The following is a 17085-nucleotide window of genomic DNA, read 5'->3' on the forward strand; positions in this document are numbered from 1 at the left end:
CATCAATCAAGCCAGGAGGTAGTCATCATGATACGTAAACTTAAATCAATTTCTTTGAAACAAACAAGTCTGGCCTTGCTGCTTACGGGCAGCTTGGCTGTCGGTTCTTGGGCCGCACCGGCTCCGGCTGCGCATGCAGCATCAGAAGGGGTTTTCATTTCCAACTCCACGTACTTTATGTTAAGCCAAGCTGAACTCTCTTCTTCTACCTTGCAGTTCTCCGTATTGTTGCATAACGGGGAGAGCCAGCCTATTGATTTTAACCAATATGGCGTTCGTGTCACTGACACTTCAGGGCACAGCTACACGGCAAAATTGAGCGAGAAAAAGAGCGGAAGCGTCCTTCCGGGCCAGGAGCAAAGCTTCCAGTTCTATTCGAGCATCACCGCTGGCGAAACAGCGGATCAGTTGAAGGTTGACATTTTCCGCTGGGATTCCAGCAAAGCTGACTTTATGACGGATCTCGGCCAGCTGCCGGTCGCTTCGGTCGTTCAACAAGGACAAGTGAGTGCGCCGGAGGAGATTATCCAACTACGTACGCTCGATAGCACGCTAGCCAGCGATGCGGCAATGTCCTTCAAGCTAGGTCAGAGCGTGCGTGTATCGGAAAACGGCAAGTGGTATATGTACACGCAAGTGTCCGCGAAAAATCTCGGCTCCAGCAGCGTCAAGCTGCCATCTGCTATGCAGGTTCGTCTGGTGGACGCGAGCGGTTTGAAATATACCTCAACGATTGCTGACGGCTCGAATACCACATTCCTGCCTAATGAAGCGGATACTTTGACCTTGAAAACGCCAATTTCCAAGCAAGCGGCTTCCGACGGTTTGTCCATGGAGTTTTTCTATTTGAATCAAACGGAAGATGTCACGCTCGGGACGATGAGTATGAATACGTCGATGCAAACGACCGCATTGGCTACGAAAACATCGTATGCCGGCCAGCAGAACGGCGAAAATCTGACCGTTCAAGCTAGCTCCTCGCAGTACTCGGTGCAAAATGACGGCGTTCACGTTCAGACGGTTGTTACGCTCAGCAACGAAGGCGATGCGGCTGCTGTAGTGCCTTCCTTTAGCGCCACGTACCAATTCGGTGATACAGGTTCTTCGGTGAAAGCTACGGATAACATGGCCAGGAACGACTATTTGGCGCCGAAGGAGACGATCTCGTACTACTTCAATGCAATTCTGCCTAGTGGCGTAGATCCGAACACAGCGCAGCTTGTCCTCTGGGAGAAGACATCATCCGCTTCATCGGGCTCGAACAACTCGTCTTCGAATACGTCCGCGACTTCCGGCGCTTCCGGTACTTCTAGTAATTCCAGTACCTCCAGCACCGAAACCGCATCGACATCGACGGCATCTTCATCGTCAACGGCATCAAGCAATACGAACGCAAGCTCCGGTTCCACTGGGCAGATGCCTGTCGCCGTCTTCCTGCTTAAGGGCGCAACTCAGGCGCAGAACGGGTTTACGACAGCGGTCAGCTACAATTTGGGCGCCAAGCTGAATTTCAACAACAGCGATGTGATTAACAAAAATCTGGATGTTTCGCTCGTCGAGCTCCACGCTCATGAGAATGATGATCTGGGCTATAAGACCGCTGTTGCCAAATATAAAATTACAAATAATGGAACGAGCACGCTGGCGCTGCCTGAGCTGCAAAATGAGCTCATTGACAGCCGAGGCAACTCCTATACAGGAATTCGCCAAACCAATGCAGCGACGCAGATTTCACCTGGAAGCTCCTATGTAGTTAGCTATTCTTACTTGCTCCCGAATCAAAGCGAAAGCGATGACGAGGCTTTTGCGCTGAATGTTTATGATGATAAGTCGGTTTCCGAAGGCAAGGTTTCGATCGGCACTTACCAGGTTGCCCTGCAACCAGAAGATGAAGGTGATACCCTGCAACTGTATCCGTTCTCGATCAAAGTGAACAGCAGCTCGATCAGCTGGTTATACAACAATGGCACTTATTCCTATCAGTTGAATTTGGATCTTGACGTTACCCATGAGGATCAAGTCATCATTGACTCTACGTTCTCGACTATCGAATTCGATATGGTAGACTCGCTTGGCCGTATCGTCGGTACACAAACGTCCAGCATGCTGGGAACCGGCAAACTGACCAGCGGTAAACAAAAAATTGTCGTAACCGGCTTGAAGGATGAGCAAGTGGATTCCGGTGTGAAGGTCAATATGTACGAAGTCATTCAGACTCCGAACGGAACGGCAAAACGCCTGCTCAAGCAATTCCATTAATTGAACGAATGATGGACATAACGACGCCTGTATGCTTCCTGCGTATAGGCGTCTTATTCTTATACATAAAGAGGTGACACATGAATGATGGCTCGAATATTTATCATTGACGAGGAAAGTCCTGCTCGGCATTTGCTTCAATATACCCTTCAACGGGAGGGCTTCGAGGTGAAATGTACGGCGGATTGCAGCGAAGTGCCGCTGCTGCTGGAGCAAATGGAGCCCGATGCCGTTATTCTCGAAGTGAACGTAACCGGCTCGGCTGGCTGGCAATTAGTGAGCAATCTGCGCAAACATATCCGGCTGCCGCTGCTGCTTGTCGGTCGAGGGGACCATCATGAAGTCATGCGGGGTTTTCGGCTTGGCGCAGACGATTACATGGCGAAGCCGTATCATCCGGAAGAGCTGGTTATGCGCGTTAAAGCGCTGCTGAGGCGGTTCCGGTCGGCCTCGTTAAGTCCGATCCAGTTCGGGGATTTCATGATTAACCGGGCGACTCATGAGGTCAGCGTGCAAGGTCAAAGCCTCATATTGCCGCTCAAAGAGTTTCAACTGCTATTCACGCTGGCCAGCTATGCCAATCAGATTTTGACGAGAAGTCAGCTCATTGAGCAAGTGTGGGGGATGAATTATGATGGAGGCGAACGTACTGTGGATGTCCATATCAAAAGGCTAAGAAATAAGCTAAGCGCCCTTGGCCAAGGCTTCCAGATTACGACGGTGCGTGGCGTCGGCTACCGCATGGATGTGCACGACGCGATGCCGTCCAGCAAGTTTTGAGCAGTCGTGGGGCTGGCGCCCCGAAGAGGGCGCAGCAACCGGGTATTTCCAGACTACAGCGCGATACCGATGGCGTGGCAAAAGGGGCATCGTCCGAGTGGAGCCTCTAAAGCGAGAAAGTCGCTTTAGAGGCGTGTGCACGCTGGACTCGCGATTTTGACGTGCCGACAACGACCCGCTTACGTCACGCTGCAGTCCGGGTTTACTCTAAGATCCTCCCCTAAACAACACCTTGCGCAATCATCGCATCGGCTACTTTGGTAAAGCCTGCAATATTGGCGCCAACAACGAGGTTGCCTGGATGGCCGTATTCCTCTGCCGCTTGGACGGCGCTTTTGTAAATATTTTTCATAATCGCATGAAGTTTATCGTCCACCTCGTGGAAATGCCAGGAATATCTCATGCTGTTCTGGGACATTTCCAGCGCGGATACAGCGACACCGCCAGCGTTCGCAGCTTTGGCCGGTCCAAATAGCACGCCAGCTTGCAGGAACACCTCAATCGCCTCCAAGCTGGAAGGCATATTCGCGCCTTCGCCGACGGCTTTGACGCCATTACGGACAAGCGTCCTCGCTGCTTCCTCATTAATCTCATTCTGCGTTGCGCTTGGAAGCGCAATATCACAAGGAATCGACCATATGCCGTCGCAACCTTCTTGGTAGGTTGCAGTTGGATGTTCCTTGACATACTCGCTGATTCGCTTTCTCTCCACTTCCTTCAACCGTCTAACCGTTTCCAGACAGATACCGTTCTCATCATAGATATAGCCGTTGGAATCGCTGCAAGCAACAACCTTGGCGCCTAGTTGAGTCGCTTTTTGCATCGAATAGATCGCCACGTTGCCGGAACCGGAGACGACGACGGTGCTGCCCTCGAAACTCAAGCCTTTGGCATTCAGCATTTCGTTCACAAAGTATACGCAGCCATATCCAGTCGCCTCGGTGCGCCCCAAGCTGCCGCCATAAATGATTCCTTTGCCTGTTAGAACCCCAGCCTCGTGCGCGCCTCTGATCCGCTTGTATTGTCCAAACATGTAGCCGATTTCCCGTGCGCCTACCCCGATATCCCCCGCCGGAACGTCCGTGTCCGGACCCAGATATTTGTACAATTCGGTCATGAAGCTTTGGGTAAAGCGCATGATTTCCTGATCGGATTTTCCTTTCGGATCAAAATCGGAGCCGCCTTTACCGCCGCCGATCGGTTGGCCTGTTAGGGAGTTTTTGAACGTTTGTTCAAATCCGAGAAATTTAATAATGCTTGCATTCACCGAAGGGTGGAACCTCAATCCGCCTTTGTACGGCCCGATTGCGCTGTTAAATTGTACGCGGAACCCGCGGTTCACACGCGTAACGCCTTGATCATCCACCCAGGGCACGCGGAAGGTGATCAAACGCTCCGGCTCAACGAGCTGCTCAAGGATGCCATGCTTCATGTATTTCGGATGCTTGGCGAAGACAGGGATCAATGACTCCAGAATCTCTTTCACAGCTTGATGAAATTCATGCTCATTAGGATTGCGTTTGACTACAGTTTCGTATACAGCGTGTACATACTCTCTTGCAACAGTATCCTTGTCTACTTGAACACTCACTAGCTCATCCACCTTTATGGTAAAGTTTAGTAGAAAAATTTCTATTATTATAGTTTTACCTTGTTGTAAGGGAATGGGCAATAATAATTTACATGTCATGTTAGGTTACATGAGTTAGAGTAGAGTAATGGGATTTTTGTCATAGATCAAAAAAAGCCATCAGACAGGAGATCATCGCTGTCCGGTGGCTTTTTGGGCTTATTTTACGTCGTATCCTTTGACAATTGACGGTTCGATCCAGCGCCTTTCTGAATGTTCGCGGCGATGGATCGTGACATGATCGCGGTAGACATCTACGATCAGACTTTGGCTGATCGACTTCGTCTCCGGCTCATTTTGAGCGTTCCAGACTTGCCGGATGGATGCGCTGGATGCGGCGAGAAACTTCAGCTGCTTGACCTGTTTAGTCGTCTCCAGATTCCAATGGGTGTGCCCGCTGAATAAGATGACGTTCGGATGCGCCTCGAGCAGCGCCCGCACTTGTTGATGCTGGACCACGTTGCGCTCCAGGTCGGTCCCGTCCAGCGTTTGCGGCAGCGGCTGGTGGAGGAAGACAAAGACCGGCTTGCCGCCGTCTTCGGCCGCAGACGCTTCCAGCCGGCTTTTCAGCCAGGCGAGCTGCTCCGGCGACAGATAGGCATCTTCGCCGATCGACGGGTCCACATCGCGGTACGCCTCGCCGCTGAGGAACAAGAAGCGGTAGCCTTCAACGATTAGCTCGTGATACGGCTTCTCATATTTAAACATCCGGTCGAACAGTTGAACCGCTTTGGCGCTGGACCAATCCGGATTGAGCTTTCTTGTATCCAACCGTCCGTCCGTCGTGCGCCACATGCCATAAAAGTCATGGTTGCCCATCGTGGCATGCACCGGTGCGTGGGGCTGGCGGTTCAGTACGCCGAATAGGCTGCGATAGTCGGCTTCATCGCCATTCGTCAGATCGCCGTTCAAGACCAGCAGCTTGCTGGTTGGGCGCAGCGCATGATGATCGGCTAGCGCCTGACGAAGCAGTCTCTGCGAATCCGTATCCCAGGACATAATGTGGGCGTCGCTTAGAACAGAGAAGGAGAATAGCGGCGCTTCTTCGGATTCGGTTTGTTGAGCCGCTGCATAGACCGGCCAGGCCGGAAGCAAAACGCATGCCAGAAACAGTAGATGGATGGCAATTCGTTTTCTAAAAGGTGTCATGGTTGGATATACCTGCTTTCCCTCATGATGTGTTAGTGTGCGCGAAGGTGAGCGCTTTATGCGGTAAGTTGACTTTGTTCTTGCCCAAAAGGGGCCTTCGACGCTTCATATAAGAGGCGATTAAGCGCCAAGAAACCGGCGCTGGGCAAGGGGGTCCAGGCTTGTCTTATCCGCAAGTCCGACCTCTGCCCCGCCTTTGGTCTAGGTTCAAAAACCGTCGCGGGTCCGTTTTGGCAAACTGCGATTTTACCTAGAATAAAGACATGAACAAAAGCAACACAAACAAGACGAAAGGCGGTGAGGTAAGCGATGAGAAGAAACACAGGTTTGGCGGTTCTGTTGATCGCGTTCGGTGCGTTGATTTTGCTGAACAAGGTCGGCATTCATATGGGTCCCTTTATCGGTTCGTTAATGTCATATATCGTTCCGCTTGCAATGGTCGGATTAGGATATGTGGGTATTAAGAACGGCAACAAGTTTGCCTGGATTATTGCAGGACTCGGCGTCATCATCCTGCTCGGTAAACTGGCCGGCTGGCTGGTTATCCTGCTCGCCATCGGTTTGATCGCTTATGGCATATCGATGTTGTCGAGAAGATCACATGTGTAACACGATGGTGAATGCCTAGTTTCCCAATATACAGATTTTGAAAAAGGTGGTATGTGAAATGAGCCTGCTCAGGCGTATGAGAGACATAACCGTAGCAACACTGAATGAGCATCTGGAACGGGCGGAAGACCCGGTCCGCTTGATCGACCAATACTTAGCGGCGCAGCGTGAGCAGTTGCAGCAATCCGAGAAGCTGTACCAGCAATGTGTAAGCCACGCTGCTGCGCTTCGTCAGCAGTACTTGACGGCGCTGGAGAACAAAGAGAAGCGCGAGCATCAAGCAATGCTAGCCTTAAAAGCCGGCGAAGAGCAAATGGCGCGGATCGTGCTGCAAGAGAAGCTTCAAGCCGAAGAGAAGAGCGAGCAATACCGAGAGCTGTATGAGCAAGCGAAGCAGTCCATCCTTGATTTGGATGACGAGCTGCGGCAAATGAAAGCCGACTACAACGAAGTGGCAGATAAACGCAGCTACTACTTGGCGCGAATGGAATCCGCCCGCTTGCAGCAAAGACTGCATGCCCGGATGGGCGGGATGTCGCAGGATGCGGCGCCGCGTATGTTCGGCCGCCTGGAAGAGCGCGTGTCCGACATGGAGCTTCATGCCAGAACGCTCCGCGATGTAAGACGCATGAGCCGTGAAAGCTACTACGCGATGGGCAATCCAGCCGTCGACGCTGAGATCGAGGCCTTGCGCAGCAAACTGAAGCAGGAGGGTTAAATCAATCATGAGCAAACTTTATCGCTCACGTCGAGATAAGAAAGTAACCGGGTTATGCGGCGGTTTAGCCGAAGCAATGAATGTGGATGCAACGCTGCTGCGTTTGCTGGTGGTCATCACGACATTTTTCACGGGAGGCACGGTAATCTTTATCTATTTCATCGCCGCCGTCGTCATTCCGAAGGAACCGGGCTACGATCAGCCACCATACGATCCTTATATGGGATCTTACAGCCACCAACCATATTCCGGCGGCGGGAGCTGGCAGCAGCACAAGCCATACCCAGGCCCGGCCGCTCAGCCTTACCAGCCATCATCCGCTTATCAAGCAACCAAAGAAGGCAGCATTGACGAGATGATGAAAGATATCGAGAAGAAAGCATTGCAAAAAGAACTTGAAGAGTTGAGAGCCAAAGTCGCTCGCCTTGAAAATATGAACGATACTAATAAAAAGGACGTGTAAACCATGGGAGTATTTACAAGAATGAAAGATATGACAAAAGCATCGATTCACGAAGTATTGGATAAAATCGAAGACCCGATCGTCATGCTTAACCAATATTTGCGCGATATGGAGCAGGAGATTGCTCAAGCGGAAGTAACTGTAGCACGCCAAATCGCCAATGAGCGCAAACTGAAACAACGCCTGGAAGAATCCGTTCGACTTGTGGCTGACCGCGAAGGCAAAGCAGCGACAGCACTGAGGAACGGTCAGGAAGCCATTGCCCGTCAAGCGCTTGAAGAGAAGCTGTACCACGAGGAGAAAATCGTTGAATATACAGAAATGCATGCCGCATCGAAAGCACAAGCCGACGAATTGACTCAGCAGCTGCATGAAATGAAAGATGAATTCTACAAAATGCGCAACAAGCGCAACGAGCTTGTATCTCGTGCACAGCTGGCTAAAGCGAAGAAGCAAATGGCGCAAGTTTCGTATAACGGCGTCATCGAAAGCGGCAACGCGTCCCGCGGTTTCCAACGCATGGAAGAGAAAATCATGCAAATGGAAGTTGAAGCGGAAATTGCGCGCAAGCCATACGTTTCGGCAAGTTCCATCAGCAGCTACGCACCGGTTGATGTGGCTAAGCAAGCGAAGGTTGATGAGCAGCTGAACCTGCTTAAAGAAAAATTAAACGGCAGCGCAGCTGAGTAATAAGAAGCGCCAGTGAAGATGGCTGTGTGGGGAGAAGATCCCTGCACAGCCGTTTTTTGTTTCCTGCATGCAGTCGCCTCCGCATATGGGCATTCCAGCCAGCTCCATTTTCGCGCTATTTAGACCTCCATGCATACGATTCAACAAATTTCCCGGGAAATGCTGCACCGTGTCGAAGGGGCGGTTGCACGCGTTCAGATATGCTGTTAGTTACAAAAAATACCAGCGAAATGGAAGGGGAAGGAAGGAATACTAAGGTGAGCTTCAGCTTGCATCTAATGCTGACATTCATCTTAGGGGGCTGGTTTATATTGAGCAGAATGATCAAAATTTCGGTCATGCTGGTACTCGTGTCCGTCATCGGATTCGCCATCATGCATCGCCGGACCGACGCACCGCAAGCACGTCAAATTCCGCAGTCGCGTGCACAGCCATTAACGCAGCCGCCGCATGCGCCTGCCGAAGTGCCGACATCGCCCGCGAATCCAGATGACGATATCGTTGAGACCCGGCATACCTATTCAGGACCTAGGAGGCCGCAAGCTCTTCATTCGTCCACGCCGACCGCTTCATCCGGCAAAGTAGCCTATTTAACGTTTGATGACGGCCCCTCTGGGAGTACGCGTAAAATATTAAGCATATTGAGAACCTATGGTGTCCCCGCGACTTTTTTTGTCGTCGGATCGGATTCGGCCGAAGGCAGAGCGCTGTATCAACAAATCGCCGCTGAAGGGCATGCCCTGGGCAATCATACATATTCACACGACTACAAGGCGATTTATCGCTCGACAGCGGCCTTCCGCAAGGATGTTGACAAGCTGGGCCGGCTGTTGGAGTCATGCGTCGGCTATCGGCCCGATATCATCCGTTTCCCAGGCGGTTCGAACAATCATCTCAGCTGGAAGTCCGGGGGCAGAGGTATTATGTATAGAGCGGCGAAGGCAGTCCAGGATGACGGCTACCAGTATTTTGACTGGAACGTCAGCTCGACGGACGCGGCTGCTCCTGTGCAGGATAAGTCTCTTATCATCGACTCCGTCATGAGCGCGAGCCGGGGCAAGCAAAGCATCATCGTATTGATGCATGACAACACTTATAAAACGACGACAGTAGAAGCATTGCCTGTCATTATCAAAAGGCTGCAAGCAGCCGGGTTTACGTTCGGCAAGTTGTCGAAGAATTCGTTTGCCTTTCATTTTTTAGAACCTTAGACGTTGCGCACACTTGCTTGTCAATCCATCCTGAACTCGCTACCATGAAGCTATAAGAAGAGCGGGAAATGAGGGATTTGATTTGCTATCAGATGTTGTACAAATAGGGCATTTGCAGCTCCAGGGGCGGTTGCTAGCCCTGCTGTTGGCCACTCTGGCTGCCTTTTGGCTGACGAAGAGGCAGGTCAGCCTGTCCGGCGGTGAAACCAATCCGCCGCCTATCGCAGATATTTTACTCAACGGCTTCCTTATCGTTGTGGTTTGTTGGAAGCTCGGCGTGCTGCTCACAGATCCGACCATACTTTGGACCCAGCCAGCCAAATTATTGCTCGTGAGCGGCTCTGCCGCCGAGCTCGCCATCGGAATAGCGCTGGCTGTTCTGTTCATAGCGCGCCAGAAGCGCAAGCACCACATCCCGCTCATGAGGATGCTGGATGCGCTGGCCTGCGGGATCACAGCTGCGGCTATCGTGTATTGTGCGTTGATTGCCGAATTTGGCGGCCCCACAGGGCTTCCGTGGGGCATAGGGGTTAAGGGCACCATAAGCCGATTTCATCCGGTTCATGCGTATTTGGCCCTGCTGCTGCTCCCGCTGCTGGTCTGGCAGCAGTTCATTCACCCGCGCCGGCGTTTGGCCGCTGGTGGCGGACCTTCATTGCTGCGCGCGACAATGGTGTACGGCGGCACGGCAGGCATGCTGGTCAGCTTCTTCATGAACGAGTCCCCGACCATCATCTATCTCAGCTGGGATCAGCTCGTTTTCCTTTGTTTGCTTGTCATCGGAATGCTTCTTCCGCAGATGGCGCATAATACAGGCAGAAAGGAGCTGAGCCCCATGAGCCAAAACGATTCCAAAATGCAAGAACAGCAAGAACAGCAAAACAAACAGCATAAAGAGTTTTCCTCTGCCGCTGGCAAAGAAGGCTTTGTCGATAAAAAGCTGGATGGTCCGAACCGGCCTTCCGTTTAAGACAAAGATCCAAGGGAGGCAGAGAGCAGCATGAGTAAACAAGACAAGAACCGGCAACCCGCCACTTCCGCACAGATGAACAGCGAGTTAGACCCGTTCGAGATTAATTTCCTCCCGCAATTTCAGGAGGGGCGCGGCCCTCACGATGCTTTCGTGAATGAGCATGGCGTCGTGATTGGCGATCATGAGTATGCGTCCGAGAACTCGCCGCTCGAACAGTGGACAGCGGAAACGGATCCCTTCGTCATGGCGGGGGATGAGTGGGTGCATCCCTACAAGGATATCGGTTTTCAAAGCGCAGAGAACAGAGATATTTTTGAAAAAGGGATCGCGCCGCAAAGCGGAATTTTCACGCATCCGGACAAAGACGTGTCTTTCGAGCCGGGTCAAGCGACGACCAAAAAGAAACAAGATGAGGCGGAAGCGTAGCTTTCGCCTTTTCCTATTTTTAGCCGGGTTACATTCCTCTTTGCTTTCCTTGCAGACGGATGTATAATAACGATAAAGATTACAATTTACTATTAACTATAAAATCCTAAGGGGTGGCACATATGGCAATGTCTTTTGATGCTTACATGAAAGATATGGTTAGACCAATGAGAGAGGATTTGACTCGTCTCGGCATTACGGAGCTATTAACTCCTGAGCAAGTGCAAGAAGCTATGGAGAAGTCCCAAGACGGTACGATGCTTCTAGTGATCAACTCCGTTTGCGGCTGCGCAGCAGGCCAATGCCGTCCAGGCGTGGCGAAAGCACTGCAGAACGATACTCTGCCTACGTACACATACACGGTGTTTGCAGGCCAAGAGAAGGATGCTACGGCAAAAGCGCGCGAATATTTGGCACCTTACCCGCCTTCGTCTCCATCCATCGCCCTGTTCAAGAACGGTGAGCTGGCGCATTTCATTCAACGTCACCAAATCGAAGACCGCTCCGCAGATATGATTGCCGGCGATCTGATCGGTGCTTTCAACGAATTCTGCAAATAATTTCATCGTTACACAAGGTCCGTTTTGCAGTCATGCAGAGCGGGCTTTTTTTCTGGGCAAGACTTTGAATTTTGCTGCGCTTAAGTCTATACTAGTGGTTAATGGAAGGATTTGCCCGATAATCGAAGATAAAGGTGGAGAGAAGTATGAGCCTGCAACAGGAAATTATTGCGAAGCTAGGCGTGAAGCCGGAGATTGACATTGATGAGGAAATTCGCAAACGCGTTAACTTTTTGAAGGATTATATCACGAAGGCTGGAGCAAAAGGTCTATTGATCGCGATCAGCGGCGGTATCGACAGTGCGGTAGCGACTGGACTATGCAAAAAAGCGACGGATGAGCTGACGGCTGAAACCGGCACGGAATATAAGACCGTCGGCGTATTCCAGCCATACGGCGAGCAAGTGGACATTGAAGACAGTTATGCCACAGCCAAAGCGTTTGATTTGAAATATCAAATCGAAAATAACATCCAGGAGGCCGTCGACGAGATTGCGATCGAAGTGGAGTACGGCCTGAAGCACATCGGCGTGCATCAGCACGTTAGCCGCGGCGGTAAAGGCAATATCAAAGCGCGGACGCGCATGGTGATGCAGTACGCCATCGCATTCGAACTGGGCTTGATCGTTGTCGGAACCGATCACGCTTCCGAAGCGATTACCGGATTCTTTACCAAATATGGCGATGGAGCAGTCGATATTACGCCATTAAGCACATTGAATAAGCGCCAGGTTCGTTCCTTGGCGGCGAAGCTGGGCGTTCCGCAGAGCGTCCTCGATAAAGCGCCGACAGCGGGGCTATGGGAAGGGCAGACGGACGAGAACGAGCTGGGCATCACTTATGCCGACAACAGCGACTATCTCGAAGGCAAACAAATTAATCCAGAAGCGCAGGAGAAGCTGGAGAAGCAGTATCTGAAAACGGAGCATAAACGCCAGCCGATCCCGGGTATTTAAGGTGGTTAACTATAAAGGCTGAAAGTCGCCTCTCGTTAGAGGCTGGCTTTCGGCCTTCTTTACATAAAAAAGGAAGCGGGGCACAGGCAGCGCATGATTATTGGTGTCGGTACGGATTTATTGGAAATAGCACGAGTGCGCAAAATGTTGGAGGGGACTGCAGGCGAGCGGTTTATGGAGAGGGTACTCACTCCGCAAGAACGAGAGTTGGCCATGCAGCGCAGGGGCAGGCTGGCCGAGTTTGTGTCCGGCCGGTTTGCCGCCAAGGAAGCGATTGTTAAGGCGATTGGCTGCGGCATCGGCAAACAGATTGGCTTTCAGGATGTGGAAGTGCTGCCGGATGCCTTCGGCAAGCCGGTCTGCCATATGAGTGCGGCGGCGCTCGAACGCGCAGGACTAAACAACGGCAGCCACCGCGTCCATATTAGCATTACGCATACGGAATCGATGGCTGCCGCTTATGCCATCGTTGAGCAGCTGTAGAGGCTGCTCTATTTTTTTGAACTCAGCCAGTCTGTAAGCAGGCTGACTTCTTCGTCAGAGAGCTTGGACTTGTAGCCAGGCATACCCCCGCCGCCATTCTTGATCTGATTCGCAATCTGCTCTTTGCTGAACGTGCTGCCAACCTTCTGCAGATTCGTCTTTGGACCCGCTCTGCCTTCCAAATTCACGCCGTGGCAGCTGATGCAGCGGTTCGTCTCAAACATCTCCTGCGCCTTCACATACGCAGGATTGGTTTCCGCTGCAGTTGCGGCTGGCGTTACCGTCGGCTTCGCAGCACCGGAGCCGGAGCCGCCTCCGCCGCATGCGGCCAAAATGAGCAGCATTGGCGCTATGGCCAGTGCTGTGCCTATTCTTTTCATCTGCTTCATAGGAAAGCTCCTCACTCCCGATATGTAGTTCGCTGTTCGCTAGATCACCCTAGTTGGCTTACTTGCTCCATGTTCGCAGCATATAAGTGCTGACAATCAGACTGATGCCGCCCATGCCTTCTAATACGATGGCTGAATAGCCGAGATACCATACGCCCATGATGGCGGATAGGGCAAACAGCCACAAGCCCAGGTAGACGAACGGTCTGCCCAGCAGCAGACCCACCTGCACGAAGCCGATCGCCAGGATGAACGCCCGCAGCACAGGGGTGAAGAGCGGTCCGACAGCGCCGATCGCTTCCAGCAAGGCTACCGCTGCAATCAGCAGCGCGCCGGGCAGCAGCAGGAAGACGGGGTGCCCCCAGCCGCTGCGGTCTGTAACGGTGCCGCTGTCGCTGCGCAGATCCTTGCGCAAGCTCCATATTTGCACGAAGCTGGCTGCGACGGCCGTAATGAGCGCGGCTTGCTTCAGCCAGCTGAGGTCCCGCCATATGATGGCGAAATCGACAAGCGCGCTGAATATCCATTCCGCGCCCCAAATGGCAAGCAGCGGCAGGAGCGCGCGGGCTTCGCCGATCCACGCTTTTCTTTTATCGGATATATCCGTTGGTCTGGCGTTTTGCATACATTCACCTCTAGTTTTATCTTCCGCACTTCTCGTATAATGGGAACATGCCCATTTATCCATTATAACTTGATCGCGGCAGATAGAGAAGGAGAGCGCATGTATAGCGAAGAACAAATGTCATACTTCTCCAGTAACTTGTTGGATTGGTATCGCACCCATAAACGTGATTTACCTTGGCGAAGAAGTAAAAACCCTTATTATATATGGATTTCCGAGGTTATGCTGCAGCAGACTCGCGTCGATACGGTCATTCCTTATTTCCATCGGTTCGTGGAACAGTTCCCGACGGTTGAAGCGCTGGCGCTGGCACCTGAAGAGGATGTATTGAAAGCTTGGGAGGGTCTTGGCTACTACTCGCGGGCGCGCAACCTGCAAAGTGCGGTGAGAGAGGTCCATGAGCGCTATGGCGGTGTGGTGCCTCAGGAGAAGGCGGAGATTTCCTCCTTGAAAGGGGTCGGCCCCTATACGTCAGGCGCGATCTTAAGCATCGCGTATAACAAGCCTGAGCCTGCTGTAGACGGCAATGTGATGCGGGTGTTGTCGCGCTATTTTCTAATAGAAGAGGATATCATGAAGCCTGCGACGCGGGTCCGTATGGAGAAGCTGGCCAAACAGTTGATTATGGAAGGCACTGCGAGCGAGTTCAATCAGGCGTTGATGGAGTTGGGCGCGATGGTCTGTACACCGCGTTCACCGCATTGTCTGACCTGCCCGGTGATGGCTCATTGCAGTGCGCGTGAGGCCGGTATGGAGGAGTCGCTCCCGATCAAAAAGAAGGCGAAGCCGCCACGTCCGGAACTGCGGGCTGTCGCGCTTATTGAAGGAACAGGCGAACATGAGGGGAAATGGCTCATTCGCCAGCGTCCGCAGGAAGGGCTTCTTGCCAAAATGTGGGAGCTGCCGCACGTAGAGTGGCCTTCGTCCGAATGGCCCGAAGATCCTGTGGAGACGATGAACAGCTTACGCGGCCTTATAGCCGAACAGGAGCAAATGACAATAAGCCCTGCAGCATGGTTCATGGATACAGAGCATGTGTTCAGCCATATTGTGTGGAACATGAAAGTGTTCCGTGCCCGGTTAGGCGATGGCGGCCGGCTGCGGGACGGGGGAGACTGGGTGCCGTTCCATTACCGCTGGGTCGGGAGCGACGAGCTGAGCCAATATGCGTTCCCTAACGTGTTTATCCGCATTATGAAAGCATGGCAGGAGAGAAGCCATGGATAGCTGCGTTTAGTGTTTGCAAGACGCACAATCCTAACGAATCACCCGCTTGATCGCGTTAAGGTCTCGGATGGTCATCATCTTCTTATCGATCGATAAGGAGCCTTCTTCCTGCATTTCCTGAAGGACCTTGGTCACCGACTCGCGCACCGTTCCAACCATGTTGGCTAACTGCTGGTGCGTAAGCTTGATGTTGATGAGCAAGCCCTCCTCACTGGGAACACCGTGCTGCTCAGCCAGGCGGATAATCGTTTTCATCACGCGCGACCGTACGCCTAAGAACGTGAGATCGTAGATCTGCTCATTGGCTTTGCGCAAGCGTTCCATCGTGGTTTCTAAGAGCTTTAAGCATAGCTTAGGGCTCTTTTCCATGTATTCCACGAAGGCGGAGCGCTTCAGAGCATAGAGCGTACAGGCTTCCAGCGTTTCGGCTGTGGCCGATCTTGTAAGCCCGGCGCTAATCAGCGACATCTCCCCGAAAAAGTCTCCTTCACGGAATAAAGCGAGAATGATCTCCTTGGTTTCGTCCAAACGATAGATTTTGACAACGCCTGATTTAATAATGAATAATTCCTCGCCGGCATCGCCTTCAAGAAAAAGCACGCTGCCTTTTCTAATCTTTTTTTCAGTAAACAGCGGGGCCAGCCCTTGCCGTTCCTCTTCGGATAATTCCTGAAAGAGAGGCACATGTTGGAGTAGAGGAGCAATAGATACCAATGGGGTTCATCTCTTTTCGGTCATAGGACTCGACCAGCTGCTTCTCCGATTCCTTCAATCATCACGTTCAACGTACTTGATAGATCCACCTCATAAGGCTCCTTCAGCTCTTGGCCGGAAGGCGTCTTCAAGATGCGGACAACGGGCCGCTGCATACTGTGGCTGTTAAGCCGGGAGACGATGCCTTCAGCGCCGTTGCTCAAAGTAACGCTCAACCCTAACGGGTAGATCGCGACATTGTTTCGGAACAGCTTGACCATATTTATATCGTACAGCTTTCCGGCGTTGGCGTAAAGAACCTCGAGCGCATGGTGCGGAGGGATTGCTTGGCGGTAGGTGCGGGCATGTATCATGGCATCGTAAGAGTCGAGCATGCCGACCCAGCGGGCGTAAGGATGGATCTGCTCGCCTTGCAAGCTGTAAGGATAGCCGCTGCCGTCCATCCGTTCGTGGTGCTGCAGTGCACATTGTGCGGCAATCGCGGGAATGCTGGTTTCGTTCTTTAGCATATGGTAGCCGTACATGACGTGCTTTTGCACTTCGACGTATTCGCTGGATGTGAGCCCGGAGCTCTTCTGCAGCAGTTGAACAGGGACATGAATGCTGCCTACATCATGCAGCAGCGCGCCCAGGCCGATGGCCATGAGTTCGTCATAGTTGTATGAACCTTGCGCCATCGCGAGCTTGGTCGCATACAGGCATACGTTCAACGCATTTTGGCAAAAATGCTGTTCCATATTCGTAGGCGGCAGCATATTCAGCATGGTGAGCATAACGGGATCTTTTTTGCGTTCGTAGAGTTCGTCGAGGATTTGTGACATGCTATCCGTAAAAGCTTTGGCCAACGAAGCGGAGTTCTTGGAGGAGGACGAGGATAGTCCGGCAGTGGGGCTGAACTTTTCAAATATTTTGCCGAGTGAAGAGCGGACGGTCGCCCTAGTTTCTTCCTGTATCGGATCTTGGATGACGATATCATCGGTGCGCGGATCTTCGATGTACAAGTGGTGGATGCCTAGCTGCTTCAGTTTTTTGAGCATTAGGCTGGAGAGCTCGACTTGATACCCGATCAGAATTTGTCCTTCTTCTGTAAAGATCGCTTTGCCCAGCCTCATGCCCGGCTGACACAGAGCAGTTGGAATGATTCGCATCTCGTTATCCCTCTTTCAATTCATCGGCATCTATGAAGATGAAGTAAGCCTTATGATATTTCTTTGTCACAGGCA

Annotated in this window: 19 protein-coding genes; 13 read left to right on the forward strand and 6 right to left on the reverse strand. The window is 52.1% G+C overall.

Going from position 1 to position 17085, the window contains the following annotated elements:
- Nucleotides 1-27 precede the first annotated feature (27 nt).
- Together O9139_RS08225 and O9139_RS08230 are read left to right on the forward strand one after the other, a co-directional pair.
- Nucleotides 28-2259, forward strand: coding sequence for a hypothetical protein (locus O9139_RS08225; protein WP_270878970.1), 2232 nt, complete (start codon nucleotides 28-30; stop codon nucleotides 2257-2259).
- Nucleotides 2260-2343: 84 nt separating this feature from the next.
- Nucleotides 2344-3039: a response regulator transcription factor gene (locus tag O9139_RS08230; protein ID WP_270878971.1), complete on the forward strand. Its 696-nt coding sequence runs from the start codon at nucleotides 2344-2346 to the stop codon at nucleotides 3037-3039.
- 220 nt (nucleotides 3040-3259) lie between these two features.
- Here the strand turns inward: O9139_RS08230 and gdhA are convergent, their stop codons facing one another.
- On the reverse strand, nucleotides 3260-4630 hold the full coding sequence (gdhA, locus tag O9139_RS08235) for an NADP-specific glutamate dehydrogenase (protein ID WP_270878972.1): 1371 nt from the start codon (nucleotides 4628-4630) through the stop codon (nucleotides 3260-3262).
- A gap of 198 nt (nucleotides 4631-4828) precedes the next feature.
- Nucleotides 4829-5818 (reverse strand): metallophosphoesterase family protein, encoded by a 990-nt coding sequence (locus tag O9139_RS08240; RefSeq protein ID WP_270878973.1) that lies wholly within the window; start codon nucleotides 5816-5818, stop codon nucleotides 4829-4831.
- A gap of 309 nt (nucleotides 5819-6127) precedes the next feature.
- Between O9139_RS08240 and O9139_RS08245 the strand changes: the two genes are divergently transcribed.
- The 10 genes from O9139_RS08245 (at nucleotide 6128) to acpS (ending at nucleotide 12907) form a co-directional block, all read left to right on the forward strand.
- Complete coding sequence (locus O9139_RS08245) at nucleotides 6128-6427, forward strand: LiaF transmembrane domain-containing protein (protein WP_270878974.1); 300 nt, start codon at nucleotides 6128-6130, stop codon at nucleotides 6425-6427.
- Between the two features lie 58 nt (nucleotides 6428-6485).
- The gene (locus tag O9139_RS08250) at nucleotides 6486-7145 is read left to right on the forward strand and encodes a PspA/IM30 family protein (RefSeq protein WP_270878975.1); all 660 of its coding nucleotides are present in this window, start codon (nucleotides 6486-6488) and stop codon (nucleotides 7143-7145) included.
- Between the two features lie 7 nt (nucleotides 7146-7152).
- Nucleotides 7153-7608 (forward strand): PspC domain-containing protein, encoded by a 456-nt coding sequence (locus tag O9139_RS08255; RefSeq protein WP_270878976.1) that lies wholly within the window; start codon nucleotides 7153-7155, stop codon nucleotides 7606-7608.
- A 3-nt stretch (nucleotides 7609-7611) separates the two neighbouring features.
- Entirely contained in the window at nucleotides 7612-8298 is a 687-nt protein-coding gene (locus tag O9139_RS08260; protein ID WP_270878977.1) for a PspA/IM30 family protein, read from the forward strand.
- A gap of 320 nt (nucleotides 8299-8618) precedes the next feature.
- Nucleotides 8619-9509 (forward strand): polysaccharide deacetylase family protein, encoded by an 891-nt coding sequence (locus O9139_RS08265; RefSeq protein ID WP_270879043.1) that lies wholly within the window; start codon nucleotides 8619-8621, stop codon nucleotides 9507-9509.
- A gap of 82 nt (nucleotides 9510-9591) precedes the next feature.
- Nucleotides 9592-10479 carry a prolipoprotein diacylglyceryl transferase family protein gene (locus O9139_RS08270; protein ID WP_270878978.1) on the forward strand — a complete coding sequence of 296 codons (888 nt, stop codon included), beginning with the start codon at nucleotides 9592-9594 and terminating at the stop codon, nucleotides 10477-10479.
- A 30-nt stretch (nucleotides 10480-10509) separates the two neighbouring features.
- The gene (locus tag O9139_RS08275) at nucleotides 10510-10908 is read left to right on the forward strand and encodes a DUF3905 domain-containing protein (protein ID WP_270878979.1); all 399 of its coding nucleotides are present in this window, start codon (nucleotides 10510-10512) and stop codon (nucleotides 10906-10908) included.
- Nucleotides 10909-11030: 122 nt separating this feature from the next.
- Nucleotides 11031-11468 carry a BrxA/BrxB family bacilliredoxin gene (locus O9139_RS08280; RefSeq protein ID WP_270878980.1) on the forward strand — a complete coding sequence of 146 codons (438 nt, stop codon included), beginning with the start codon at nucleotides 11031-11033 and terminating at the stop codon, nucleotides 11466-11468.
- Nucleotides 11469-11614: 146 nt separating this feature from the next.
- On the forward strand, nucleotides 11615-12424 hold the full coding sequence (gene nadE / locus O9139_RS08285; protein WP_270878981.1) for an ammonia-dependent NAD(+) synthetase: 810 nt from the start codon (nucleotides 11615-11617) through the stop codon (nucleotides 12422-12424).
- 93 nt (nucleotides 12425-12517) lie between these two features.
- Nucleotides 12518-12907 carry a holo-ACP synthase gene (acpS, locus tag O9139_RS08290; RefSeq protein ID WP_270878982.1) on the forward strand — a complete coding sequence of 130 codons (390 nt, stop codon included), beginning with the start codon at nucleotides 12518-12520 and terminating at the stop codon, nucleotides 12905-12907.
- Nucleotides 12908-12915: 8 nt separating this feature from the next.
- On the opposite strand, the gene O9139_RS08295 is transcribed toward acpS, so the two are convergent.
- Both O9139_RS08295 and O9139_RS08300 read right to left on the reverse strand, forming a co-directional pair.
- Nucleotides 12916-13296 carry a c-type cytochrome gene (locus O9139_RS08295; RefSeq protein ID WP_270878983.1) on the reverse strand — a complete coding sequence of 127 codons (381 nt, stop codon included), beginning with the start codon at nucleotides 13294-13296 and terminating at the stop codon, nucleotides 12916-12918.
- Between the two features lie 58 nt (nucleotides 13297-13354).
- Nucleotides 13355-13921 carry a hypothetical protein gene (locus O9139_RS08300; RefSeq protein WP_270878984.1) on the reverse strand — a complete coding sequence of 189 codons (567 nt, stop codon included), beginning with the start codon at nucleotides 13919-13921 and terminating at the stop codon, nucleotides 13355-13357.
- A 99-nt stretch (nucleotides 13922-14020) separates the two neighbouring features.
- Between O9139_RS08300 and mutY the strand changes: the two genes are divergently transcribed.
- Nucleotides 14021-15148, forward strand: coding sequence for an A/G-specific adenine glycosylase (gene mutY, locus O9139_RS08305; RefSeq protein WP_270878985.1), 1128 nt, complete (start codon nucleotides 14021-14023; stop codon nucleotides 15146-15148).
- Between the two features lie 30 nt (nucleotides 15149-15178).
- Here the strand turns inward: mutY and O9139_RS08310 are convergent, their stop codons facing one another.
- Nucleotides 15179-15862: a Crp/Fnr family transcriptional regulator gene (locus O9139_RS08310; protein ID WP_270878986.1), complete on the reverse strand. Its 684-nt coding sequence runs from the start codon at nucleotides 15860-15862 to the stop codon at nucleotides 15179-15181.
- 20 nt (nucleotides 15863-15882) lie between these two features.
- Nucleotides 15883-17010: an HD-GYP domain-containing protein gene (locus O9139_RS08315; RefSeq protein ID WP_270878987.1), complete on the reverse strand. Its 1128-nt coding sequence runs from the start codon at nucleotides 17008-17010 to the stop codon at nucleotides 15883-15885.
- Between the last annotated feature and the right edge of the window lie 75 nt (nucleotides 17011-17085).

Source organism: Paenibacillus aestuarii, assembly GCF_027789125.1.
Taxonomy (GTDB): domain Bacteria; phylum Bacillota; class Bacilli; order Paenibacillales; family NBRC-103111; genus Paenibacillus_E; species Paenibacillus_E aestuarii.

Excerpts from the sequence above, each read along its gene's own strand:
- O9139_RS08250 (WP_270878975.1), top strand. The coding sequence starts at position 6,486 with ATGAGCCTGCTCAGGCGTATGAGAGACATAACCGTAGCAACACTGAAT.
- O9139_RS08265 (WP_270879043.1), top strand. The coding sequence starts at position 8,619 with ATGATCAAAATTTCGGTCATGCTGGTACTCGTGTCCGTCATCGGATTC.
- mutY (WP_270878985.1), top strand. The coding sequence starts at position 14,021 with ATGTATAGCGAAGAACAAATGTCATACTTCTCCAGTAACTTGTTGGAT.
- O9139_RS08240 (WP_270878973.1), bottom strand. The coding sequence starts at position 5,818 with ATGACACCTTTTAGAAAACGAATTGCCATCCATCTACTGTTTCTGGCA.
- O9139_RS08295 (WP_270878983.1), bottom strand. The coding sequence starts at position 13,296 with ATGAAGCAGATGAAAAGAATAGGCACAGCACTGGCCATAGCGCCAATG.
- O9139_RS08315 (WP_270878987.1), bottom strand. The coding sequence starts at position 17,010 with ATGCGAATCATTCCAACTGCTCTGTGTCAGCCGGGCATGAGGCTGGGC.
- O9139_RS08280 (WP_270878980.1), top strand. The coding sequence starts at position 11,031 with ATGGCAATGTCTTTTGATGCTTACATGAAAGATATGGTTAGACCAATG.
- acpS (WP_270878982.1), top strand. The coding sequence starts at position 12,518 with ATGATTATTGGTGTCGGTACGGATTTATTGGAAATAGCACGAGTGCGC.
- O9139_RS08225 (WP_270878970.1), top strand. The coding sequence starts at position 28 with ATGATACGTAAACTTAAATCAATTTCTTTGAAACAAACAAGTCTGGCC.
- O9139_RS08230 (WP_270878971.1), top strand. The coding sequence starts at position 2,344 with ATGATGGCTCGAATATTTATCATTGACGAGGAAAGTCCTGCTCGGCAT.
- O9139_RS08275 (WP_270878979.1), top strand. The coding sequence starts at position 10,510 with ATGAGTAAACAAGACAAGAACCGGCAACCCGCCACTTCCGCACAGATG.
- nadE (WP_270878981.1), top strand. The coding sequence starts at position 11,615 with ATGAGCCTGCAACAGGAAATTATTGCGAAGCTAGGCGTGAAGCCGGAG.
- O9139_RS08255 (WP_270878976.1), top strand. The coding sequence starts at position 7,153 with ATGAGCAAACTTTATCGCTCACGTCGAGATAAGAAAGTAACCGGGTTA.
- O9139_RS08260 (WP_270878977.1), top strand. The coding sequence starts at position 7,612 with ATGGGAGTATTTACAAGAATGAAAGATATGACAAAAGCATCGATTCAC.
- O9139_RS08245 (WP_270878974.1), top strand. The coding sequence starts at position 6,128 with ATGAGAAGAAACACAGGTTTGGCGGTTCTGTTGATCGCGTTCGGTGCG.
- O9139_RS08300 (WP_270878984.1), bottom strand. The coding sequence starts at position 13,921 with ATGCAAAACGCCAGACCAACGGATATATCCGATAAAAGAAAAGCGTGG.